14 protein-coding genes are annotated in these 23,971 nt (G+C 73.5%); 10 read left to right on the top strand and 4 right to left on the bottom strand.

What is annotated here, in order from left to right:
- Positions 1-401: 401 nt before the first annotated feature.
- The 4 genes from ACH34R_RS35125 to ACH34R_RS35110 all read right to left on the bottom strand — a co-directional run bounded on the left by ACH34R_RS35125 (position 402) and on the right by ACH34R_RS35110 (position 15,165).
- Positions 402-1,847, bottom strand: a complete 1,446-nt coding sequence (locus ACH34R_RS35125) for a DHA2 family efflux MFS transporter permease subunit (RefSeq protein WP_397565867.1) — start codon at positions 1,845-1,847, stop codon at positions 402-404.
- On the bottom strand, positions 1,847-2,056 hold the full coding sequence (locus ACH34R_RS35120) for an MbtH family protein (protein WP_397565866.1): 210 nt from the start codon (positions 2,054-2,056) through the stop codon (positions 1,847-1,849). The genes ACH34R_RS35125 and ACH34R_RS35120 overlap by 1 nt, the downstream gene beginning before the upstream one ends.
- Positions 2,053-13,527, bottom strand: a complete 11,475-nt coding sequence (locus tag ACH34R_RS35115) for an amino acid adenylation domain-containing protein (RefSeq protein WP_397565865.1) — start codon at positions 13,525-13,527, stop codon at positions 2,053-2,055. Before ACH34R_RS35115 ends, ACH34R_RS35120 begins: the two co-directional genes overlap by 4 nt.
- A gap of 126 nt (positions 13,528-13,653) precedes the next feature.
- Complete coding sequence (locus ACH34R_RS35110) at positions 13,654-15,165, bottom strand: PLP-dependent aminotransferase family protein (RefSeq protein ID WP_397565864.1); 1,512 nt, start codon at positions 15,163-15,165, stop codon at positions 13,654-13,656.
- A 245-nt stretch (positions 15,166-15,410) separates the two neighbouring features.
- Here ACH34R_RS35110 and ACH34R_RS35105 point away from each other — a divergent pair, with 245 nt between their 5' ends.
- The 10 genes from ACH34R_RS35105 to ACH34R_RS35060 are packed head-to-tail and all read left to right on the top strand — an operon-like array spanning position 15,411 to position 23,970.
- Positions 15,411-16,832 carry an AMP-binding protein gene (locus ACH34R_RS35105; protein ID WP_397565863.1) on the top strand — a complete coding sequence of 474 codons (1,422 nt, stop codon included), beginning with the start codon at positions 15,411-15,413 and terminating at the stop codon, positions 16,830-16,832.
- Positions 16,829-17,083: a phosphopantetheine-binding protein gene (locus ACH34R_RS35100; RefSeq protein ID WP_397565862.1), complete on the top strand. Its 255-nt coding sequence runs from the start codon at positions 16,829-16,831 to the stop codon at positions 17,081-17,083. Before ACH34R_RS35105 ends, ACH34R_RS35100 begins: the two co-directional genes overlap by 4 nt.
- A gap of 2 nt (positions 17,084-17,085) precedes the next feature.
- Complete coding sequence (locus ACH34R_RS35095; protein WP_397565861.1) at positions 17,086-18,114, top strand: anthranilate phosphoribosyltransferase; 1,029 nt, start codon at positions 17,086-17,088, stop codon at positions 18,112-18,114.
- A complete protein-coding gene (gene trpA / locus ACH34R_RS35090; RefSeq protein WP_397565860.1) occupies positions 18,111-18,980 on the top strand; it encodes a tryptophan synthase subunit alpha in 870 nt (289 codons plus the stop codon). Before ACH34R_RS35095 ends, trpA begins: the two co-directional genes overlap by 4 nt.
- Positions 18,977-19,351, top strand: a complete 375-nt coding sequence (locus tag ACH34R_RS35085) for an ectoine synthase (protein ID WP_397565859.1) — start codon at positions 18,977-18,979, stop codon at positions 19,349-19,351. Before trpA ends, ACH34R_RS35085 begins: the two co-directional genes overlap by 4 nt.
- A complete protein-coding gene (locus tag ACH34R_RS35080) occupies positions 19,351-20,508 on the top strand; it encodes an acyl-CoA dehydrogenase family protein (RefSeq protein WP_397565858.1) in 1,158 nt (385 codons plus the stop codon). Before ACH34R_RS35085 ends, ACH34R_RS35080 begins: the two co-directional genes overlap by 1 nt.
- The gene (locus ACH34R_RS35075; RefSeq protein WP_397565857.1) at positions 20,505-21,182 is read left to right on the top strand and encodes a transglutaminase family protein; all 678 of its coding nucleotides are present in this window, start codon (positions 20,505-20,507) and stop codon (positions 21,180-21,182) included. Before ACH34R_RS35080 ends, ACH34R_RS35075 begins: the two co-directional genes overlap by 4 nt.
- A gap of 12 nt (positions 21,183-21,194) precedes the next feature.
- On the top strand, positions 21,195-22,565 hold the full coding sequence (locus ACH34R_RS35070; RefSeq protein WP_397565856.1) for a TrpB-like pyridoxal phosphate-dependent enzyme: 1,371 nt from the start codon (positions 21,195-21,197) through the stop codon (positions 22,563-22,565).
- Positions 22,562-23,251, top strand: coding sequence for an N-(5'-phosphoribosyl)anthranilate isomerase (locus ACH34R_RS35065; RefSeq protein ID WP_397565855.1), 690 nt, complete (start codon positions 22,562-22,564; stop codon positions 23,249-23,251). Before ACH34R_RS35070 ends, ACH34R_RS35065 begins: the two co-directional genes overlap by 4 nt.
- On the top strand, positions 23,248-23,970 hold the full coding sequence (locus ACH34R_RS35060; protein WP_397565854.1) for an indole-3-glycerol-phosphate synthase: 723 nt from the start codon (positions 23,248-23,250) through the stop codon (positions 23,968-23,970). Before ACH34R_RS35065 ends, ACH34R_RS35060 begins: the two co-directional genes overlap by 4 nt.
- Position 23,971: the final 1 nt, after the last annotated feature.

The raw sequence follows: 23,971 nt of genomic DNA, 5'->3' as shown, positions 1-23,971 counted from the left end.
CGCGGCGTCCGGTGTCTCTGAGCCGGAACTGGGCGTCTTGGTGTGCCTGCACGAGTCCGGCGGAGTTTGCGGCAGAACGCCCTCGCCGCCGCCCTCGGGTGGGATCGGGTGGGATCGGATGCGGCTGTCGCACCTGCTGACCCGGATGGCCGACCGCGGCTACGTGGCCCGCGACAAGGTTCCGAACGGGGTGGAGGTCACGCTGTGCCCGGCAGGCAGGCACGTGATCGACGCGACGTCACCTGCTGGACCGGCTCGGCCCGGACGACGCCAAGACGCTCAAGGCCCTCGTCGATGGCCTTCTGTCGGGCGAAGGGGTGGCAGCCGAGGCCAAGGCCTGGGCGCCCGATGCGGGGCCATGAGGGGCCGGCATCCCTCCCCGGCCACCGTCATGCGCATGCTCATGTGCGAGGTGAGCGGCGCACGGCGAAGCTGACCGCCACGGCCAGCAGCAGCACCCCGATCGGAAAGAGGTAGGTCTCCCGTACCGCGTGCGCGAGCGCGGCGCGCCCCGCCTCGCCCGACGGGGTCAGCGAGCCGTCCCAGGCGGCCAGCCTGGCCTGCAGCAGGGCGCCGACGGTCGCGCCGCCGAGCGCGTTGCCGCACACACGGCTCATGTTGAACAGGCCCGAGGCCGCCCCCGCGTGCGCCTCGCCGATGCCGCGCAGCGCGACGGCGCCGGGCGGCGCGGAGGCGATGCCCATGCCCACGCCGAACACGGCCAGGCCGGGCAGCAGGTCCAGCGCGGTGGCGTCCGGCGTGGCGGAGAGGGCGAGGACGCCGATGCCGAGGGCGAACAGCGCGAACCCGCCGATCATCACGTACTTGCCGTGGAAGGCGTCGATGAGCCTGCCGGACAGCGGTGAGACGAACACCGACACCAGCGGGGCCACGGCCACCAGCAGTCCGGCGTGGAGGGCGGAGATGCCGAGCACGGTCTGCAGATAGATCATCGTCAGGAACAGCATCGCGCCGAGCGAGCACGGCAGCGTCCACACCACCAGCGAGGTGACCGTGAAGTTGCGCTCGCGCAACATGGCGAACGGCAGCAGCGGCTCCCGGTCCTGCCGGTCGCGCTCGACCGCGAGGAACACGGCGAGCAGCAGCACGCCCGCGCCGATCAAGGCCAGGATGAACGGGCTCCAGCCGTTCGGCTCGCCCTCGATCAGCCCGAACACCAGCAGGCCGAGACCGGCGGTGATCAGCACCGTGCCCATGACGTCGAGCCGCCGGCCGCCGGCGGCGGGCAGCGTCGGCAGCACCAGCAGTGCCAGCACGACCACGACCGCGCCGATGGGCAGGTTGATGTAGAACACCCAGCGCCAGCCCAGCGTGGAGATCAGCAGCCCGCCCGCCGTCGGCCCGGCTGCCGCGGCCAGGCCGACCATCGAGCCCCACACGCCCAGCGCGCGGCCCCGGCGGTCGGCGGGGAAGATCCGCGAGATCAGCGCCAGCGACTGGGGGGTGAGCAGCGCCGCGCCCACCCCCTGCACCACGCGTGCGGCGACGAGCTGGCCGGGCGACTGTGCGGCGCCGCAGGCCGCGGAGGCGGCGGTGAACAGCAGCAGGCCGGTGACGAACAGCCGCTTCTGCCCGTACAGGTCGCCCAGCCGTCCGGAGGTGACCAGTAGGACGGCGTAGGCCAGCAGGTACGAGCTGCCGATCCACAGGATCTCGTCCACCGACGCGCCCAGTCCCGACACCATCGACGGGATGGCCGCGTTGACGATGGTGGTGTCCAGCAGGACCACGCACTGGCCCAGGCAGAGCACCACCAGCACCAACCAGGGATTCCGCGACCGGCCGGGGGCCACGGTGGCCGGGCTGCCGCCTCTCGTCGCGGTCATCAGTCGTCCGTCGCGCTCACGAGGCTGAGCGGGCGCATGTCGGTCCAGTGTTCGCTGACGTAGTCGAGACAGTCCTGGCGGGCGGCCTCGCCGTACACCTGCCGCCATCCGTCGGGCACCTCGGCGAAGGACGGCCACAGCGAGTACTGGCCCTCATCGTTGCGCAGCACCAGGAAGCGGCCTTCGGCGTCGTCGAAGGGGTTGGTCATGTCCGGGTTCCTTTCAGAATCGAGGCGATCGTCGCCAGCGGCTCGGGCGCGGCCAGGCCGCCGTGCGTTGCCGGGATGGGATGGTCGGTGATGCGTCCGCTCACGTACGGGCGCCAGTCGTCGGGGCGGGGCGAGTGGTCGTCCTTGTCGAGGGTGGCGGTGAAGAACACCAGGTCGCCGTCGTACCGGCCGGGGGCGTGCCTGGCCTGCAGATCGACGTTGGCGGCGAACACGGCGGCCAGCCGGTCGCGCTGCTCGCCGGTCAGCCCGGCCAGCGGGTGGTCGTCCGCGTCCGGGTCCTGGCCGAGCGAGCGCAGCACCTCGTCCCAGGCGTTCACCCGGTCCACCCGGCGCTCACCGGGCGGGTAGGCGTCCATGAGCGCGAGCAGCGCCACCTTCTCGCCGCGCGCCTGCAGCCGGGTGGCGACCTCGTGCGCGACCACGCCGCCGAAGGACCAACCGAGCAGGTGGTACGGCCCGGAGGGCTGGACGTGCCGGATGCGCTGCAGATAGTCCTCGGCCATCTCGGTCACGTCGGCGGGCTGCCGCCCGGACAGCCCGCGGGCCTGCAGGGCGTACAGGGGACGGTCGGGCAGGTGGCGCAGCAGGCCGGCGTACGCCCAGCCGATGCCCGCGGCCGGGTGGAGGCAGAACAGCGGTGGCAGCGTGCCGGTCTCCCGCAGGGGCAGCAGGACCTCGAACGTCTCCCCGGCCGCGTTCTCGCCGAGCCGTGCGGCGAGCCCGGCCGGGGTCGGGCTCTGGAACAGCGCCCTGATGGCCAGGTCGGCGCCGAGCTCGGCGCGGACGCGGCTGACCAGCCGGGCGGCCAGCAGCGAGTGGCCGCCGAGCGCGAAGAAGTCGGCGTGCGGCGGGACGGGTCCGGGCCGTTCGAGCACCTCACCGAAGAGCACGCACAGCCGCCGCTCGGCCTCGGACACCGCGCCCTCCGGTGAAAGGCCGGCGCCGTCCGGAGCGAAGGCATCGGCGTCCGGAGCGAAGGCATCGGCGTCCGGAGCGAAGGCGTCGGCGTCCGGCAGGGAGGGATGGGGCAGCGCGCGGCGGTCCAGCTTGCCGTGCGGTGTGAGCGGCAGCGCGTCCAGGGGCACCACCACGGGGACCAGCGGCGCGGGCAGCCGTTCGGCGGCCACGCGGCGGGCCTGCTCCGGGTCGCCGCCGACGATGTAGCCGGCGAGCAGCCCGTCCCGCACGGCCACGGCCGCCTCCCGTACGCCGGGCGCGGCGAGCAGCGCGGCCTCGACCTCGCCGGGCTCGATGCGGTGCCCGCGCAGCTTGATCTGGTCGTCGGCCCGCCCTGCGTACACCAGCTCGCCGTCGGGCAGCCGCCTCGCCAGGTCGCCGGTGCGGTACATGCGCGTGCCCGGCGGCCCGTACGGGTCGGCGACGAACCGCTCGGCGGTCAGCCCGGGACGGTTCAGGTAGCCGCGCGCCAGCCCGCCACCCGCGATGTACAGCTCCCCGGTCACCCCTGGCGGCACCTGCCGCAGCCCGGCGTCCAGCACGTACAGGCGGGCGTTGGGCTGGGGCCGGCCGATCGGCACCGGCCCGGGGGGCACGTCGGCGCCCGGCTCGATGAGGTGTTCCGCGCAGTTGACGGTGGCCTCGGTCGGGCCGTAGACGTTGCGCACGACCACTCCAGGATGACGTTCCCGCCAAGCGGCCAGCGTCTCGCCGTGCAGCGCCTCCCCGCCCAGCAGCAGCTCCCCGGTGGGGGAGTGCTCGGGCGGGAGCGCGCTCAGCAGCGCCAGATGGCTGGGCGTGGCCTTGAGCAGGGTGATCGGGCCACCCGGCGGGGTGTCGTAGTCCAGGCCGGTCAACCGGACGCAGCCGCCGGCGGCCAGCGGGGTGAACAGCGCGGTCACCGTCAGGTCGAACGAGATCGCCGAGTGCAGCGACGACACGCCGCGCGCGGACGGGTAGGCGCGGACGGTCCACGCCAGGTAGTCCACGACCGAGCGGTGCTCGACCACGACGCCCTTGGGCCTGCCCGTCGAGCCCGAGGTGTAGATCACGTACGCCGGGTGGCGCGGCGACAGGGGTGCCTCGGGCGGCGTGGCCGGCTGTCCCGCGGTGTCCGGGAGTTCCCGCAGCACCAGCGCGGGCGCGGCGTCGGCCAGCACGTACGAGATCCGCTCCGCCGGGTGGTCCGGCTCGATCGGCAGGTACGCGGCCCCGCTCTTGAGCACGGCCAGCAGCGCCACGACCAGGTCGGGCGAGCGGGGCAGCGCCAGCGCCACCAGCGACCCGGGTCCAGCGCCCTGGCCGATCAGGTGGTGGGCCAGCCGGTTGGCGCGTTCGTGCAGCTCGGCGTAGGTGTAGGTGGTGTCGCCCGACGCCAGGGCCGGCGCGTGGGGAGTGCGTGCGGCCTGCTCCTCCAGAAGTGCGGTCACGGTGAGCGGCGGGACGGGGGCGGCGGTGTCGTTCCATGCGGCCAGCTCGCGCCGCTCCGCGCCGGTGAGCACGTCCAGGTCGTCCAGGCCGACGCCGGGGTCGGCGGCCACTTGGCGCAGCACGCCGACCAGGCGCTCGGCCAGCCGTTCCGCGGTGTCGCGGTCGAACAGATCGGCGGAGTACTCCAGCTCGCCGCGCCGCCCGGTGAGGCGGACGGTGAGGTCCATCTTGGCGGCGCCGGTCTCGGCCTCCGCGGTGCTCACGGTGACGCCCGGCAGCTCCAGCTCGCCCTCGGGGACGTTCTGCAGCACCAGCATCACCTGGAACAGCGGGTGCCTGGCCGCGGAGCGGGCCGGGTTGAGCAGCTCGACCAGCCGCTCGAACGGCAGGTCGCGATGGTCGTGCGCGGCCAGGTCCGCGGCCCGCACCCGGGTCAGCAGCTCCCGGAACGAGGGCCCGCCCGAGGTGTCCACGCGCAGGACGAGCATGGTGAGGAAGCAGCCGATCAGGTCCTCGACGGCCTCGTGGTCGCGCCCGGCGACCGGGGTGCCGATCGGCACGTCGGTGCCCCCGCAGAGCCTGGTCAGCAGCGCGGCCAGCGCCGCGTGCAGCACCATGAACAGGCTCGCCTGGCCTTCGCGTGCCACGTCGAGCAGGCGTCCGCGCAGATCGTCGTCGAGGGTGAACTCCACGATCCCGCCCCGCCCGGTGCCCTCCGCGGGACGCGGCCGGTCGGCGGGCAGCGGGATCTCCTCGGGCAGGCCGGCCAGCGCCTGCCGCCAGTAGTCGGCGCGGCCCGGGAAGCGCTCCTGCCACAGCGCGTAGTCGGCGTACTGGATCGGCAGCGGCGTCCAGACGGGCTCGTGGCCGCGCAGCCGCTCCGCGTACGCGTGCGACAGCTCCTTCCACAGCGTGGCCAGCGACCAGCCGTCGGCCGCGATGTGGTGCAGGACCAGCAGCAGCTCGTGCCGCCCCGGACCCGCCGCGGTGAGCCTGGCGCGGATCGGCAAGTCCTCGGTCAGGTCGAAGGGCGTGTTCAGCGGCGGCCCCTGCAGGTCCAGCTCCACCCCTTCAAGGATCTTCTGGTACGGCACGCCGCCGTCCTCCGGGTAGACCGTGCGCAGCACCTCGTGCCTGGCCACCACGTCGTTCAGCGCGGCGCCCAGCGCCCGGGTGTCCAGGTCGCCCTCCAGCAGGACCGCGAGCGGCATGTGGTAGGCGGGGTCGGTCTGGTCCATGCGGTTGAGCAGCCACAGCCGCCGCTGCGCGGGGGAGAGCGGGATGCGCCGCGGCCGGGGCTGCGGCCGGGGCTGCGGCGGGGCGTCGGCGGGGGCGTCCTCCAGCGCGGCGGCCAGTTCGGCGACCGTCGGGTGGTCGAAGACCGCGCGTACGCCCATTTCGGCTCCGAGCGCGGCGCGAACCCGGTTGGCCAGGCGGGCGGCCAGCAGCGAATCGCCGCCCGCGGCGAAGAAGTCCGCCTCCGCGCCGATGCCCGGCAGGCCGAGCACCCCGGCGAACAGGTCGCACAGCAGTTCCTCGCGTGGCGTGCGCGGCGCCCGGCCGGAGCGGGGCAGCGGCGGAACGGGCAGCGCGGCCGTGTCCAGCTTCCCACTGGGCGTGGTCGCCAGCGACTCGACGACCATCACCAGGGGCACCATGTGCTTCGGCAGCGTGCGCGCGGCCCGCTCGCGCAGCTCCGCCGCGTCCACGTCGCAGCCGGGGCGGAGCACCGTGTAGCAGACCAGGCGGCGCGCGCCCGGCGCGTCCTCGCGTACGATCGCCGCCGCCCGCGCCACCTCGGGCTGCGCGGCCAGGGCGGCCTCGACCTCGCCCAGCTCGATGCGGAAGCCGCGGATCTTGACCTGGTGGTCACGCCGGCCCACGAAGTGGAGCAGGCCGCCGGCGTCCCAGCGGACCAGGTCGCCGGTGCGGTACATCCGCGACCCCGGCCCGTCGAACGGGTTGGCCACGAACCGCTCGGCGGTCAGCGCGGGCCGGTCCAGGTAGCCGCGGGCGAGCCCGTCGCCTGCCACGTACAGCTCGCCGGGAACGCCGGGCGGGACCGGCAGGAGGCCGTCGTCCAGCACGTACACCCGCACGTTGCGGATCGCACGCCCGATCGGCGGCGCGGCGGCGCCGGTGAGCGGCGGGCTCATGGTGGCCACGACGGTCGTCTCCGTCGGGCCGTAGACCTGCATCAGCGTGCGGCCCGGCGACCAGCGGGCGGTCAGCGCGCCGGACAGCGCCTCGCCGCCGACGACCAGGGCGCGCAACGCGGGCAGGTCGGCCTCCGGCGGCAGGGAGGCCAGCATCGAGGCCACCAGGTCGGTGTGGGTGATCTGCTGCCCGTTCAGCAGTTCGGCCAGGTCGGGGCCGACGAGCCCGCGCTCGGGACCGGGGACGACCAGGGTCGCGCCGCTGGTGAGGGTGAGCGCGATGTCGGCCATGGACACGTCGAAGCCGAGGGAGACCACCAGCAGGAACCGGTCGCCCGGGCCCAGCTCGAACGGCTCGACGTGGGCGGCGGCCACGCCGGGCAGGCCGCGGTGGGTGACCTCGACCCCCTTGGGCGTGCCCGTGGAGCCGGAGGTGTAGATCACGTACGCGGGATGACCGGGCTCGATCGGCACGCCGGGATCGTGGTCGGGGCCGCCGGCCGTCACCGGCACCCGGGGCACCCCGGCGTCCGGGACGTCCACCCCCGGAGCGGTCACCAGCAGCAGCGGCCGGGCGTCGGCGAGCATCATGGCCAGCCGTTCGCGCGGGTAACCGGGGTCCAGCGGGACGTAGGCCGCACCCGTCTTGAGCACCGCGAGCCAGGCCACGACCATGTCCGCCGAGCGCGGCAGGGCCAGCGCGACCCGGCGTTCCGGCCCGGCGCCGAGCCCGATGAGGTGGTTGGCCAGCCGGTTGGCCCGCCGGTCCAACTCGGCGTAGGTCAGCTCGGTGTCCTCGCAGCGCACCGCGATCGCCTGGGGTGTGGCCGCCGCCTGCTCGCTGACCAGCCGCGGCAGCGACCGCCACGGCGTGGGCAGCGCGGTGTCGTTCCACTCGCGCAGCACCTGGTGCAGCTCAGCGTCGTCGAGCAGCCCGGCCCGGCCCGACGGCAGCTCCGGGTCGTCGGCGACGGTCTCGAGCAGCCGTACCAGCCAGCGGCCCATCGCCTCCGCGCGCTCGCGGTCCACGGTCCCTTCGCGGTAGCAGATCCGCAGCAGCAGGCTGGGGCCGGGCACCGCGGCCAGGCCGAGGGGGTAGTGCGGCAGGTCCTGGCCGTCCTGCACCTCGGCCCGCAGGCCCGGCGCGCCCAGGTCGCCGGACGCGGGGAAGTTCTGGAACACGGTCAGCGTGTCGAACATCTCCGCCATCCCGGCCAGCCGCTGCACCTCGGCCAGCCCGATCTGGGTGTGGCTCAGCAGGTCGCGCTGCCGCCGCTGCACGTCGCCCAGCAGCCAGGCCAGCGACCTGGCGGGGTCGAGCGGTACCCGCATGGGGAGTGTGGCCAGCAGGAAGCCGACCATCTCGCCGACGTCGGACAGCTCGACGTGCCGGTCGGACACGGTGGTGCCGAACACGACCTCCCGTTGACCGGTCAACCGGCCCAGGAGCAGCGCCCACGCGCTCTGGACGGCGCTGTTGAGCGTCACGCCCAGGCCGCGCAGCCGGTCCGCGAGCCGTCGGGTGGCCTGCCTGGACAGCTCGGCGGTGACGTAGTGCGGCTCACCGAGGTCGTCGCGGCGCTGGGTCAGCAGTGTGGGCTCGGTCAGCCCGTCCAGCGCCTGCCGCCAGTGCTCGCGCGCGGCCTCCGGGTCCTGCGCGCTCAGCCAGCCCAGGTAGTCACGGTACGGCGGCGCCGGCGGCAGCTCGCGGCCCGCGTACAGGTCCAGCCACTCGCGCAGCAGATTCTGCGTGGACCAGCCGTCGAGCAGCAGGTGGTGGCAGGTGAGGACGAGCTGGTGCCACCGCTCGCCCGTGCGGTGCAGCACACAGCGCAGCAACGGCGGCGCGGCCAGGTCGAACGCCGGGTGACCGGCTGGGGCCTCCTCGGGGACCGGGCCGTCCACCTCCTCCCACGGCAACTCGACCCGCTCGGGCACGAACTGCACCGGCCGCTCACCTCCGGACCAGAAGCCGGCCCGCAGGTTGGGGTGGTGGTCCAGCAGCCTCTGCCCGGCGGCGCGCAGGGCGGCGACGTTCAGCTCTCCGTGCAGGTCCACCACGACACGGACGGTGTAGACGTCGCGGCCGTCGAAGGCCGCCTGGAACAGCAGCCCCTCCTGAAGGGGGGAGAGCGGCCACACGGCGGCGGGCGCGGGACACACGCCGGCGGGCACGGACAGCTCGGGCAGCCGCCACTGCTCGGCCGGGGCCGCGGGCGCGACCGGCTCGACCAGCGCGGCCAGGCGCTCGACGGTCTGGTGCTCGAACACCTCGCGCGCCCTGAGCCGCAGTCCGGCCTTGCGCGCCCGGCTGACGAGCTGGATCGACAGGATGCTGTCGCCGCCGAGGGCGAAGAAGCTGTCGGACACCCCCACCCGGTCCAGCTTCAGCACGCTGGCGAACAGCTCGCTCAGCAGCTCTTCGGCCGGGGTCGCCGGCGCTCGGCCCGCCACGTCGGCCTGGCGCGGGGGTGCGGGCAGGGCGGCCCTGTCCAGCTTGCCGTTCGGGGTGAGCGGCAGTGCGTCCAGGACGACGATCACCGGCACCATGTACGGCGGGAGCTTCCTGGCCGCGTGTTCGCGCAGCTCATCGGCCGGCTCGTCGCCGCCGCGGACCACGTACGCGACCAGTTGCCGCTCGCGTACCACGACGGCGGCGCGGCGGACGGCGGGGTGGGCGGCGAGCACGGTCTCGATCTCGCCCAGCTCGATGCGGAAGCCGCGCAGCTTGACCTGGTGATCGGTGCGGCCGAGGAAGTCGAGCGTGCCGTCGGAGCGCCAGCGGGCCAGGTCGCCGGTGCGGTACATGCGGCTGCCCGGCCCGCCGTGCGGGTCGGCCACGAAACGCTCGGCGGTCAGCGCGGGCCTGGCGTGGTAGCCGCGTACGACTCCGTCGCCGGCGATGTACAGCTCGCCGGGGACGCCGGGCGGGACCGGCCGGAGCGCGGGATCCAGCACGTACACGCGGGTGTTGTGGATCGGGCGGCCGATGCCGGGCCGGTCGGACTCGACGGGGGCGGCGGTGGACCAGATCGTGGTCTCGGTCGGGCCGTAGACGTTGGTCACCTCCGCGCCGGCTTCGCGCATCCGGGCCGCCAGCGTGGGCGGCAGCGCCTCGCCGCCCACCAGCATCCGCAGCCCGCGCACCGCGTCGGGGTCGGCGTCGAGCTGCGCCTGCCACAGCGACGGCGTGGCCTGCATGACCGTCGCCCGGTGCGCGGCGGCCAGCTCGCCCAGCGCGGCCGGGTCCCGGACGGTGTCGTCGGTGGCCAGGACCACGGCCGCGCCGCTGATCAACGGCAGCAGCAGCTCCAGGTAGGCGATGTCGAAGGCGACCGTCGTGACCGCCAGCCAGCGGTCGCGCGGGGTGAGCCGCAGCCGGTCGGACATGGCGGCCAGGAAGTTGGTCAGCGCCCGGTTCGGCACCACCACGCCCTTGGGACGGCCGGTGGAGCCCGAGGTGTAGATCACATAGGCCGGATGCTCCGCGCTGTGGACGGCGGGGAGGCCGGCGGCGGCTTCGGCGGCCTGATCCTCCACCAGCAGCGTCGGCACGGTGAGCGGTGGCAGGGCGGGCAGTAGCGAGGCGGTGGTGAGCATCAGCGCGGGGGCGGCGTCCTCCACGACGTAGCAGATGCGTTCTGCGGGGTAGTTGGCGTCGATCGGCAGGAACGCCGCCCCGGTCTTCAGCACCGCGAGCAGCGCCACCACCAGGTCGGAGCGGCGCGGCAGCGCCACGCCCACGTATCGCCCGGGCCCCGCGCCGTACGCCGCCAGCCTGTGCGCCAGCAGCTCCGCCCGCCGGTCCAGCTCGGCGTAGCTCAGCTCGGCGTCCTCGGCCAGCACCGCGACCGCCTCCGGTGTGGCCGCGGCCTGCCGTTCGAACAGGAGCCGCACCGGGGTCGGCGGCACCGCCACCACGGTGTCGTTCCATTCGTCCAGGATCCGCCGGGTCCCCGCCTCGTCCAGCAGCGGCACCCGGCTGATCGGCTCGTCGGGCCGCTCGGCCAGGGCGGAGAGCACCCGGCCGAAGCAGTCCGCGAGCAGCCGCGCGGTGCCGTGGTCGAACAGCTCGGCGTTGTACTCCAGCGTCCCGTCGATCCCGCCCTCGTGCTCGGCCAGGTCCCAGACCAGGTCGAACCTGGACATCCCAGTGTGGACCTGCTCGACCTCGGCCTCCAGTCCCGGCAGGCGGAACTCCGGCCTCGGGGTGTTCTGCAGGACCAGCATGACCTGGAACAGCGGGTGCCTGGCCGCGGATCGCGCCGGGTTGAGCATCTCGACCAGCGTCACGAACGGCGTCCCGGCGTGCTCGAACGCCCGCAGGTCGGTCTCGCGTACGCGGTCGAGCAGCTCGCGCATGCCGGGGTCGCCCGAGGTGTCGGTACGCAGGACCAGCAGGTTGAGGAAGCAGCCCACCAGGTCCTCGACCTCCGGGCGGTCGCGTCCAGCGACCAGTGTGCCGATCGGCAGGTCGGTGCCCGCGCCGAGCCCGGTCAGCAAGGTGGCGAGCGCGGCGTGCAGGACCATGAACAGGCTGGTGCCGCTCTTCCTGGCCAGCCCGTTCAGCCGGTCGCGCAACGCGGCGTCCAGCTCCACGGACACGATGCCGCTACGGTGGGCGGCGACGGGCGGGCGCGGGTGATCGGCGGGCAGGTCGAGCTGCTCGGGCAGCCCGGCCAGCACCGCCCGCCAGTGCTCCATCCCGGTCTCGGCGCCGGCGGCGGCCTGCCTGAGCGCATGATCGGCGTACTGCATCGGCAGCGGTCGCCAGTGCGGGGCGCGGCCGGCGACGCGCGCCGCGTAGGCCGCCGACAGGTCGCGGGAGAGCGGCGCCAGTGACCAGCCGTCGGCCGCGATCTGGTGCAGGGTCAGCAGGAGCAGGTGCTCGGCCGGTCCCGTGGCGTACAGGGCGGCGCGCAGCGGCGGCCGGGAGGTCAGGTCGAACGGCCTGGCCGCCTCCGCGACCGGGTCCGGCTCGCCTTCGCCCACCTCGAGCAGGCCGGGGACGATGTCGAGGACGCGCTGATACGGCACCCCGTCCCGGTCCGGGTAGATCGTCCGCAGCACCTCGTGCCTGGCGACGACGTCCCGCAGGGCGGCGGTCAGGGCGGCGATGTCCAGCGGGCCGCGCAGCCGCACCGCCAGCGGGATGTGGTGCGCCGGGCCGCCTTCCAGCCGGTTGAGGAACCACAGTCCGCGCTGGGCCGCGGTGAGCGGGACCTGAGCGGGACGCACGGCAGGCACGCCGTCGAGCCCGCCGCCCGCGCCCGCACTCGCGCCGCCGCCCACGCCCGGCGGCAGGAGGGCGGCCAGTCCGGCGACGGTGCGGCGGTCGAAGACGTCACGAACGCTCAGGTCCGCGCCCGCCGCCGCGCGCGCCCGTGACACCAGCCGCATGGCCGGCAGCGAGTGTCCGCCCAGTGCGAAGAAGTCGTCGTCGGCCCCGACCTCCGCCACGCCCAGCACCTCGGCGAAGAGCCCGCACAGCAGTTCCTCCGCCGGAGTGGCCGCCCGGCGTCCCGCCCCGGAGGCCCGTGCCGGCGCGGGCAGCGCCTTGCGGTCGGCCTTGCCGTTGGGCGTCAGCGGTATGCGATCGAGCGTGACCAGCACGTCGGGCACCATCGCCGCCGGCAGCCTCTCGGCCGCGTAGGCACGCAGGTCGTCGGCCGGTTCACCGGCCGCGGGCACCACGTAGCCGACCAGGCGGTCCTCGCGCAGCATCACGACGGCCTGGGCGACGGCCGGGTAGCCGGTCAGCACCGCCTCGATCTCGCCCGGCTCGACCCGTACGCCGCGGACCTTCACCTGGTCGTCGGCGCGTCCCGCGTATTCGAGCGCGCCGTCGGCCCGGTACCTGGCCAGGTCGCCGGTGCGGTACATGCGGGAGCCCGGCTCGCCGTACGGGTCGGCGACGAACCGCTCGGCGCTCAGCCCGGGACGGTTGAGGTAACCGCGGGCGACCTGCGGCCCGGCCAGGTACAGCTCGCCCTCGCGGGCGGGCCGCAGGGAGTCGTCGAGTACGCGCACGGCCACGCCGGACACGGCGGCCCCGATGGGCGGCGTGCCGTGGAACGCCGGCCCCGCCCGCCAGGCGGTGGCGTAGACCGTGGCCTCGGTGGGGCCGTACAGGTTGGCCAGCTCGCAGTCCGGCATGGCGGTCCTGATCGCCGAGACGTGGCGGGCCGACAGAGCCTCCCCCGCCACGACCACGGTGCCGGCCTGGATATTCACGTTCGCATGGGTCAGGAGCCGGGTCAGCGCGCTCGGCACGGCGCTGATCAGGCTGCCCCGCCAGCCCTGCGGCAGGTCGGCGAGCGCCATCAGGTCGCGGACCACCTCGATGGCGCCGCCGCAGGCCAGCGGCGCGAACGTCTCGAAGACGGAGACGTCGAAGCTGAGCGAGGTGGCGGCCAGCACGTGGGAGAGCCGCTCGGGGCCGAACCAGCCGACGGCCCACCGGATCAGCTCGACGGCGCTGTGGTGCTCGACGACCACGCCCTTGGGCCGGCCGGTGGAGCCCGAGGTGTAGATGACGTAGGCGGCCTCGCGGGCCGCCGTCGTGACGTCCGGGTTCGTGACGGGCCGGCCGCTCGTGTCCGGCATCTCGCGCAGCACCTCGGCGGGTTCGGCGTCGGCGAGCATGAAGCCGACGCGCTCCGCGGGGTAGGCGGGATCCACCGGCAGGTAGGCCGCGCCGGTCTTGAGCACCGCCAGCGCGGCCACGATCAGGTCGGCCGAGCGCGGCATGGCCAGGGCGACCACGCGCCCCGGCCGTACGCCGCGCTCGATCAGCAGGTGGGCCAGCCGGTTGGCCCGCTCGTTCAATCCCCGATAGCTCAGCCGCTCTCCCGCGTGGCGCACCGCGTCGGCCTCGGGAGTACGCGTGACCTGAGCTTCGAACAATGCGTGGACGGTGCCCACTACGGCCCCCAGATATTCTGCTACGAGGTATTAGCCAAGAGAAAGGCTCGCTGAAAAGCAGGCCAATACACAGAGCCAATCGGGTCGATAGTGGATTGAGATTCGGTGCTACGCCACCCCCGGCCGGCCGTCAAGCCGAGATCCGCTTGTCATCGTTCCAGCGGAAAGACCTGCGGAATTGGAGCTACGTTCGGAGAGTCGCGCCCAGGCGCCGGCGAGCTTGCGGACCACTGCCACCATGGCCTCGGCGCTGAACGTGCACGGCAGCCTGATGTAGGAGTCGTGCCTGCCACTGGGATCGGCCAGCGCGCCGGGGACGACCTCGACCCCGTGCTGGAGGGCGACCTGCGCGAAGATCTGGGCGTTCACGCCGGGCAGTTCGATCCAGAGCGCGGACCCGCCTGCCGGGCTGCGCCAGCGCCAGTCGGGCAGTTGCTCGCGCAGCAGCTCCTCCAGTGCCTCCCGTCTGATCCTCTGGGCGGCAGCACGCTCGGCGGCCAGTTCCGTCAGCCGTGGCATCAGGCTGGTGGCCACGGCCTGCGGCAGCAGCGAGCTGCCCATGTCGGCCAGGGCCTTGTACCCGGCCAGCACCCCGGCCACGGCCGCGGGCGCGCGGGTCCAGCCCAGGCGTAAGCCGCTCCAGACGGTCTTGCCGAGCGAACCGAGCGTGAGCACTTCCGCCCGTTCCGGGGCGAAAGCGGCGATCGGAGCGGGCATCTCGCCGCTCAGGCCGGTCGCGCAGTCCTCCACCAGCGGCACGCCGTACCTGGCCGCGATCTGCGCGACCTGGCGCCGCCTGGTCTTGGGCATGAGGGCGCCGGTGGGGTTGTGGTAGTTGGGCATCAGGTAGATCAGGGCGGGCCCGAGCGTGGCCACGGTGTCGGCCAGCAGATCGGGGCGTACGCCGTCCTCGTCCATGGGGACGGCGACCAGTTCCGCCCCGGCGGCGCGGAACACGTCCAGGCAGCCGGGCCAGCTTGGCGACTCCACGACCACGATCGAGCCCCTGGTCACATACATCTGGGCGATCAGCACCAGCGACTGGGTGGCGCCCGTGGTCACCACGATCTCGTCCGCCGTGGTGGGCGGTCCCTGTCCGCTGTGGTGGCGGGCCAGCGCCTCACGCAGGGCCGATAGGCCGCGTGGATGATAGCCGGAGTCCGACAGCAGCGCCGGCAGATCATCGATCACCTCCAGCATGGCGCAGGCCAGGTCGTTGGCGATGTCGAGGCCCGAGTCGGCGGTGGTCAGCGAGATCACCCTGCCGGGCCCGTCGACCAGGCGGCGCATCAGGGCCGTGGCCCCGCCGTGCGGCACCTGGGCGGGGCGGGCCCGCTGCAGCGCGCGCACGCTCGGGTGGACCCTGGTGCCGCTGCCGACCTTCCTGCTGAGCATCCCCTCGTCCCGTAGCAGGTCGTACGCGGCCACCACGGTGGCCCTGCTCACCTCCAGGGCCCGGGCCAGCCGGCGTTCCGACGGCAGCAGGAAGCCGGGCAGTAACTCCCCCTCGGCGATCACGCGCCGCAAGGCGTCGACCAGCTTCTGGTACAGCGGACCGGGCCCCTCGGTCCAATCTCCGAGAACAGAGGCCAGTTCACCTTCGTCGGCGAAACGGTCCAATTAATCCTCCAATGGCTCGGGCGGTGGCCCCTTCCATATTGCAAGACTAGGCGGGGGCGCGGAAGTCAAATTCTTTTTCCGGCTCGCACGGGGCTGATAAGACGGATCAAAACCGGGGGAGCTCAATGGCCACGATGCCCGCAGCGATCTGACGACGTTTTCCTCTCCAGCACTATTTTGGATTTCAACTATCCAATGCCATCGCACTGTGTCGACGGTGAGCATCCTCTACTTCTGGGGGATTTGTGCGGTTTCATCCATTTCTCTGCTACTTTCGTGATCACGTACGCCGGCGCCCCGGCGCGCCCGCGCTCGTCTGGCGGGGCGAGGCCATCACGTACGCCGAACTCGACGCTCTCGCCCGTGAGCAATCCGGCGTCCTGGCCGGGCTCGGACTGCGACCGCAGGACGCCGTGGGCATCTCCGCCGCGAAGTCCCCGCAGGCCATCGCCCTGCTGCTGGCCTGCATGGAGATGCGGCTGCGCTTCTGCGTGCCCTCGGCCGAACTGCCCGGCGCCATCAAGGCCGAGCTGTACGAACGCGCCGGCTGCCGCCACGTGCTCACCGCCGGAGAACCCGCGAAGCCGGCCGGCCACGAGCCCCGCGGCGAGGCCGACCCCGGGGACGTGACGTTCATCCTGACCACCTCGGGCTCCACCGGCGTGCCCAAGCTCGTGCCGCTCACGGCGGGCGCGACCGGCGCCTTCGCCGAGTGGGCGGCCGGGCGGTTCGAGATCGCGCCGGGGACCAGGGTGCTGAGCTACGCCCCGCTCAACTTCGACCTGAGCCTGCTCGACATCTGGACGACCCTGCGGCAGGGCGGCTGCGCGGTGCTGGTGCCGCCCGAGAACGCGGTGGACGGACGCCGCCTATCGCGCCTGATCGCCGAGCACGAGGTGGCGGTCGTCCAGGCGGTGCCCATGATGTTCCACCTGCTCGCGCGGGCCGCGGGCGATGAGCCGCTGCCCGCCGTCAGGCACGCCGTCTTCACCGGCGACACCGCGCCACCGCAGGTCCTGGCCGCGGCGGCGCGGCTGTTCCCCGAGGCCAGGCTCTACAACCTGTACGGCTGCACCGAGACCAACGACAGTCTGCTGCACGAGATCGACCGTGACCACCTGCCCGAGGGACCGCTCCCGCTGGGCCGCCCGCTGCCGGGAGTGCGGGTCCGGCTGGTCCGCCCCGACAGCGGCCTCCTGACCGGTCCCGGCGTCGGTGAACTGCACGTGAGCACCCCCTTCCAGAGCCCCGGCTACCTGGGCGGCGTGGAGCCCGGCCGCTTCACCGGCGACGGCTTCTTCCGCAGCGGCGACCTGGTGCGCAGGCACGCCGACGGCACGCTGACCCTGGAGGGCCGCACCGACCACCACGTCAAGGTACGGGGGCTGCGCGTCAACACGGCCGAGGTCGAGCGGGTCCTCGGCCGGCACGACCAGGTCGCCGAGGCGGCGGTCGTGGCGCTGCCCGACCCGGCGGCGGGACACGTGTTGCACGCCTTCATCCGCCGCAGCGGCCCGCTGACCAGCCTGGACCTGCGCGCCCACTGCGCCGCCCTGCTGCCGCCCGGCGCGGTGCCCACTGTGATCTCGATCGTCGAGGAAGCGCTTCCTCGCACCTCCACCGGCAAGATCGACCGCAATCACCTGAAGAAGGCGAGACAGCAATGAGCCGTACTTTGGAGATCAAGGAGTTCATCGTCAGGGAGTTCGCGCCCGACCTGCCCGCGAACGACCTGGCGGACGACCACGACCTGCTGGACGGCGCCGTCGTCGACAGCCTCGGCCTGCTGAAGCTCATCGCCTGGCTGGAGACCCGCTACGGCATCGACTCCGAGGCCCTGGAACTGGACCCCGACCGGTTCCGCACGGTCACGGCCATCGACGCCTTGGTGGACGAGGCCCTCGCCCGGGTGGTGTAGGCATGTCCGACCTCCTCGCCACGCTGGTATCGGGGCAGGCGGCGGACGATCCCGGACCGTGGAGCGAGCTGTGGGACCGGGTCCGCCGCCGCGAGGCCGGGCAGGGCGAACTGGCCGGGGTGGTCGCGGTGCTGTCCGCCCGCCCGCTCGATCCCGGCACGGCCCGCGCCCTGGTCGCCTCCCTGTCCGGCGAGCCGGTCTCCCCGCCGGGGACGGACGCGGTCAATATCGTCGGCACGGGCGGCGGACCGCGCACCTTCAACATCTCCACGGCCGCCGCCCTGGTCGCCGCCGCCGCCGGGGTACGGGTCATCAAGACCGGCTCGCGGGCGTACACCAGCAGGCACGGCTCCTTCGACCTGCTGGAACGGCTCGGCGTACGGCTGACCCGGTCGCCCGCCGAGACCGCGGACCTGCTGGGACGGCACGGCATCGCCTTCGCGGGCCCGTACGTCTATCCGGAGGCGCTGAGACGGCTGGCCACCGCGCTGCTGCCGCTGGACATCCGGCGCATCGGGCGCGTGTTCAACCTGCTCGGGCCGCTGCTGGCGAGCGTGCCCGTCGCCGCGCGGCTGGTGGGGGTGGCCGACCGGTCCCTGGTGCCCGTGCTGCGGGCCGCCGCCGACCCCGGCACGCACGGACGCGTGTGGCTGTGTCACAACGAGCCGGGGGTGGACGAACTGCTCGCCTTCACCACCAACACGATCGACACCGGCGGCGAACGCCCGCGACCTCCGTCCGCCGGCACCGGCGGACGCCTGGGCCTCCCGCTCCCGGACCCACCCGTCCTGGGCGGGGGCGATCTCGCCGACCTCACTCCCGTCGGCGACGACGCCGACCTGACCGCGCACTTCGTCGGCCTGCTCGACGGCTCGGCCCCGCGCCCCGCCGTCGACACGGTCGCGCTCAACGCCGCCGCCCTGGTGCTGGCCGCGGGCAGGGCGGACGGCTGGCCCACCGCCCTTGAGGCCGCCCGGGGCGCGATCGTCACCGGCCGCGCCGCCGCACTGCTGAAGGAACTGCGATCATGACCGTCCCGCGGATCGACCGGAGGGGCTTCTTCACCGGGCGTCCCGACGGTGAGCCCGGGCTGGCGGTGTTCCTCAACGCCGGGGACCTGCCCTGGCCCGTGCTGACCGAGGTCGCCGCCATGCTCGACGAACGCGGCGTGGAGTGCCTGGAACTGGCGGTACCGTTCCCCGGCTCTCCCACGGACGGCGAGGTGATCAGGGCCTCGGCCCGGCGCGCGCTGGAACACGGCACCGACCTCGCCGCGACGCTGGCGTTCGTCCGTGAGATCCGCCCCCGGCTGCGGTGCACGCGCATCGCGCTGCTGGCCGACTGGTCCTGCACGATCCGCCCCGAGCCGCTGCCCGGTTTCCTGGCCGCGGTACGCGACAGCGGTGCCGACGCGCTGCTGCCGCACGGCCTGCCGCCCCGGCTGAAGCGGGACTTCCACGAGTCGGCGGCCCGCGCGGGCCTGCCGATCGTCACCACCTGTTACCCGGCCTCCGACGCGCGGACCCGGCGGTGGGCCGTCGAACACGGCACGGCCTACCTTTACCTGGTCGCCGGCTACGGCCGCAGCGGTGTGCCGCGGGACTACGCCGCGCTCGCCCCCGTCATCGCGGAACTGGGCGGCGGCCCGCCAGGCGCCCCCGTCGTCTCGGAGCCGCGTGAGGGCCCGCCGGTCGCCGTCGGATTCGGCGTACGGGAGCGCGCCGACGTCGTCGCGCTGCACCGGGCGGGCGCCGACGCGGTGATCGTCGGCAGCGCCTTCGTGGCCCGCGCCGAGACCGCGCGGTCCTCCGGCGGGAACGTCGCCGCCCGGCTGGACCACTACCTGTCCACCCTTCGTTCAACCGCAACGGCAACCGATCCGGAGAGCACCAGATGATCGTGAGGCACCTCAAAGAGGTGAAGTCCGTGGAGTGGGGCAACGGTCTGAGCAGGCGTTTCCTACTGGCGACCGACGGTATGGGCTACAGCCTGACCGACACCATCGTGCGGGCGGGGACCAGCTCACCGCTGAAATACCCCCAGCACCTGGAGGCGTGCTACTGCATCGAGGGCCGCGGCGAGGTCATCGACGTGGACGGCAACGCGCACACCATCGAGCCGGGCACCATGTACGCATTGGACCAGGACGAGGCCCACTACCTGTGCGCGTCGCCGGACGAGGACCTGCGTCTGGTGTGCGTCTTCTCGCCCGCGCTGACAGGCGACGAGACCCACAAGCTCGACGGCACCGGATTCTCACAGTACTGATGGAACCGGACTGGCAGGCGCTGCGCGACGGCTTGAAGCCGCTGCTGGGGGCGCTCAACGATGAGGCGCTCGACCGGGACAGGCGCGGCGTCTTTTCCCACGAGAAATGGAAGCTGCTGGCCGAGGCCGGCCTGTTCGGGCTGCCGTTCCCCGCCGAGTACGGCGGCCTCGACCAGGACCTCCCGGCCACCGCGCACATCCTGGAGGGCCTCGGGTTCGGCTGCCGCGACGGCGGCCTTGCCTTCTCCGCCGCCACCCATCTGGTCGGTGGCGGGATCGCCCTGTGGCGCTTCGGCGGGGACCGGCTGAAGGAACGTTACCTGCCGGGCATCTGCGCGGGCACTACGATCGGCGCGCACGCGATCAGCGAGCCCGACCACGGCTCGGACGCCATGTCCATGACCACCCGCGCCGAACGGGACGGCGACCATTGGGTGCTGACGGGCGCCAAGACGTTCGTGAGCAACGCCCCGGTCGCCGACCTGTTCACCGTGTACGCGCGCACCCGTCCGGGCGCGGGCCCGCTCGGCGTCAGCGTGTTCCTCGTCGAGCGGGACGCGCCGGGGTTGAGCGTAGGCCGCCCGCTGGCCAAGATGGGGTTGAAGACCTCGCCGACGGCCGAACTGGCGCTGGACGGGGTGCGGGTGCCGGCCGACCGGCTGATCGGCCGGCCGGGCGCGGGCCTGCTCATCATGGACCACGTGATGACGTGGGAGATTCTCTGCTCCTTCAGCATCAACCTGGGCGAGATGCGGCACCGGCTGGAACGCTGCCTGGACTACGCCAAGACCAGGATGCAGTTCGGGCGGCCCATCGGCGGCTTCCAGGCCGTCGCCCACAAGATCGTCGAGATGAAGATCGGGGTCGAGACGTCCGCCAAGTGGCTGCACGACACCGCGCTGCGCTTCGCGGCGGGCGAGGACGTCACGTCCGATCTCGCGATCACCAAGCTGGTGGTGTCGGAGGCCAACCTCGCCTCCGCGCTCACCGCCGTACAGATCTTCGGCGGCAACGGCTACATGGCCGAGTTCGGGCTGGAGAAGGACCTGCGGGACGCCGTGGGCGGGGTCATCTACTCCGGCACCTCCGACATCCAGCGCAACCGGGTGGCGAGCCTGCTCGGCCTCCCGTACCGCAACAGAGGGGAACAGCGTTGACGAGCACCACACTGCAAGCCACCTATTTCCTCGACCACGACCATCCCGACGTGCGCTCCTTCGCCGAGCAGGCGACCGGCCGGACCCCGCGCGAGCGGGCCGTGAGCCTGTACTACCAGGTACGCGACGGCATCCGGTACGAGATCTACGGCGCCGACCTGTCGCAGGAGGGCCTGCGCGCCAGCCAGGTCCTGCACGCGGGATCGGGGATGTGCGTGCACAAGTCCGTGCTCTACGGGGCCGCGCTGCGCGCGCTCGGCACCCCTAGCCGCCTGGTCCTCGTGGACGTGCGCAACCACCTCGCCTCCGAACGGCTCATCAAGCTCATCGGCGGCGACGTCTTCCACTACCACTGCCTGACCTCGGTGAACCTGGAAGGCCGCTGGGTGAAGGCGACACCGGTGTTCAACAAGCTCCTGTGCCGCCTGTACGGCATGACGCCGCTGGAGTTCGACGGCCTGTCCGACAGCGTCTACCACCCCTTCGACCAGCACAACCGGCGCCACATGGAGATCGTGCGCAACCGGGGCGTCCACTCCGACCTGCCCTACCGGATGCTGATCGACGGCCTGCGCGCCGCCCACCCGGGCGTGTTCGCCGACGGGACCACCCTCGTGCCGGGCTCGCTCACCGCCGACGTACCGGCCCCCGCCCCGACCACCGTCGGGAACTGACAACCGGAGATCATGGTGACCGACCAGACCTGCTACCTGCTGGACCCCGAGGACCTGCCGCGTTCCTGGTACAACATCGCCGCCGACCTCCCGGGCCTGCAGCCCCTGTTGCACCCGGGCACCGGTGAGCCCCTGACCGTCGCCGACCTGACCCCGATCATGCCGCGTGCCCTCGCCGAGCAGGAGCTCAGCAGGGAACGGGAGATCGAGATCCCCGAGCCGGTACGCGCCGTCTACGCCCGCTGGCGGCCCTCCCCGCTCATCCGCGCGCACCGCCTCGAACGCGAGCTGGACACCCCCGCCCGCATCTACTACAAGTACGAGGGCGTCAGCCCGGCCGGCAGCCACAAGCCGAACACGGCCATCGCGCAGGCCCACTACAACCGCGAGGCGGGCACCCGCCGCCTGGTCACCGAGACCGGGGCCGGGCAGTGGGGGTCCGCGCTGGCGCTGGCGGGCGCGCTGTTCGGGCTGGACGTGCGCGTCTTCATGGTCAAGGTCAGCTACCACCACAAGCCGTATCGCAGGCTGCTCATGCAGAGCTACGGCGCGCAGTGCGTGCCGAGCCCCAGCCCCGAGACCAAGGCCGGGGCGGCGATCCTGGCCGAGGACCCCGACTGCCCCGGCAGCCTGGGCATCGCCACCTCCGAGGCCGTCGAGGTGGCGGCAGGCGACCCCGAGACGATGTACGCGGGCGGCAGCGTCCTCAACCACGTCCTGCTCCACCAGACCGTCATCGGCCAGGAGGCCATGGCCCAGCTCGACCTGGCGGGCGAGCGGGCCGACGTGGTGATCGCGTGCGCGGGCGGCGGCAGCAACCTGGGCGGGCTGGCCTTCCCGTTCCTGCGCGAGCATCTGACCACGGGCGCCAGGGCCCCGCGCATCGTCGCCGCGGAACCGGCCTCCTGCCCGACCATGACCGCGGGCCGGCTCACCTACGACTTCGGCGACACCGCGCAGCTCACCCCGCTGCTGCGGATGCACACGCTGGGCCACTCCTTCGTCCCGCCGCCGATGCACGCCGGCGGGCTGCGCTACCACGGCATGGCACCGCTGGTCAGCGCACTGCTGGAACGCGGGCTCGCCGAGGCGGTGGCGGTGCCGCAGACCGCCTGCTTCGCCGCCGGGCTGCGCTTCGCCAGGGCCGAGGGCATCGTCCCCGCGCCCGAGTCCACCCATGCGATCGAGGTGGCCATGCGGGAGGCCCTGCGGTGCAAGCGGGAGGGAGTGGCGGAGACGATCGTGTTCGGGCTGTCCGGGCACGGGCACTTCGACCTGTCGGCGTACGAGGCGTACCTGGCCGGGGACCTGCGCGACGACGGCATGGACGCGGAGCGGGTGCGTGCCGCTCTGGACCGGCTTCCCTCGGTGCCCGGCAGATGATGCTGAAGGTCTGCGGGGCGCGTACCGCCGGTGACGTGGCGCTCCTGGCCCGGCTCGGGGTGGACCTGGTGGGCCTGTGGCACGGCACCGGCGGCCCGGCCGAGCTGTCCCTCGAACGGCTGGCCGGACTGGCGGAACGGGCGCGGGCGGAGGGCGTCGTCCCCGTGCTGGTCACGTTCCTGGCGGACCCGGCCGTGCTGGCGCAGGTCCTGGCGGTGAGCGGCGTGGAGTGGGTGCAACTGCACGGCTACCAGCCGCCCGCCCTGGTTCGCGCGCTGAGCGGCGAGGGCCGCATGATCGTCAAGGCGCTTCACGTACGCGGGCGGGAGTGCCAGGAACGGCCGCTGCTGCCCGCGTACGCCCGCGCGGGCGTGGACTTCTTCCTGCTGGACGCCGTGTCGGACGACGGCAGGCTCGGCAGCACCGGGCGGCGCCTGGACCCGGCGGCGGTCGCCGAGCTGGGCGACGCGCTGACCGTGCCTTTCCTGCTGGCCGGCGGCCTCACCGCTGACGATCCTGCGCCGTCGCCGGCGGGGGACCCCGTGGACCCGCGCCCGGTGGGCTTTCCCCGGCATTCGCTGATGGCGGGGGTGGACGTGGATCACGGGGCGCGCGACGAGCGCGGGCACCTGGATCCGGTGCGGGTGGCCGCGCTGCGCCGGTGGACGGCGAAGGAGCCGGCATGAGATTCGCCGAGGCGCTCCTGGCCGCCCCCACGCCGGTCATCATGGAGATCAAACCCAGGGATTCCGCCGGGCGGGACCTCCTGGCCGGCCGCACCCCCGCCGAACTCGCGGACCGCTACGAGCGCGCGGGCGCCGCCTGCCTGTCGGTGGTCACCGGCCGCTGGTTCGGCGGCCACCCCGGCATGCTCGCCGAGGTCACCGCACGTACTGGCCTGCCCGTGCTGCAGAAGGACCTCATCGCCGGCCGCGCCGCCGTGACCAGGGCCAGGGAACTGGGCGCCGCGGCCGTGCTGCTCACCGCCCGCGTGCTCACCGCCGAGACACTGGCCGCGCTGACGGAGGCCGCGCTGACGCACGGGCTCACCCCGTTCGTCGAGATCGCCGACGCGGCCGAGGCCGCCATGGTGGTGCACGGAGAGCGGTGCGTGGTGGCCGTCAACAACAAGGACATCGACAGGCGCGAGGCCGGTACGCCCGATCTCGCCCGGAGCCTGGCGCTGCTGCCCGCGGCACTGGACACGGGCACGCTGTGCCCGGTCAGTGCGAGCGGCATCGCCACGCCGGGGGAGGCGGCCGACCTGCTGGCGGCGGGCTATCGCGGCCTCCTGGTGGGCACCGCGCTCCTGCGCTCGGCCAACCTGGACGGCTGGCTCACCGACCTGCGCCGCGAGACCACCGCCCAGGGGTACGACGCCGGCGCAAGGAGGGAGCGGTCGTGAT

The sequence above is a fragment of the Spongiactinospora sp. 9N601 genome (assembly GCF_044326295.1).
In the GTDB taxonomy this organism is placed as follows: domain Bacteria; phylum Actinomycetota; class Actinomycetes; order Streptosporangiales; family Streptosporangiaceae; genus Spongiactinospora; species Spongiactinospora gelatinilytica.
Note: the sequence above shows the minus strand (reverse complement) of the source record. Positions and strands in the feature narration are given on the sequence as shown.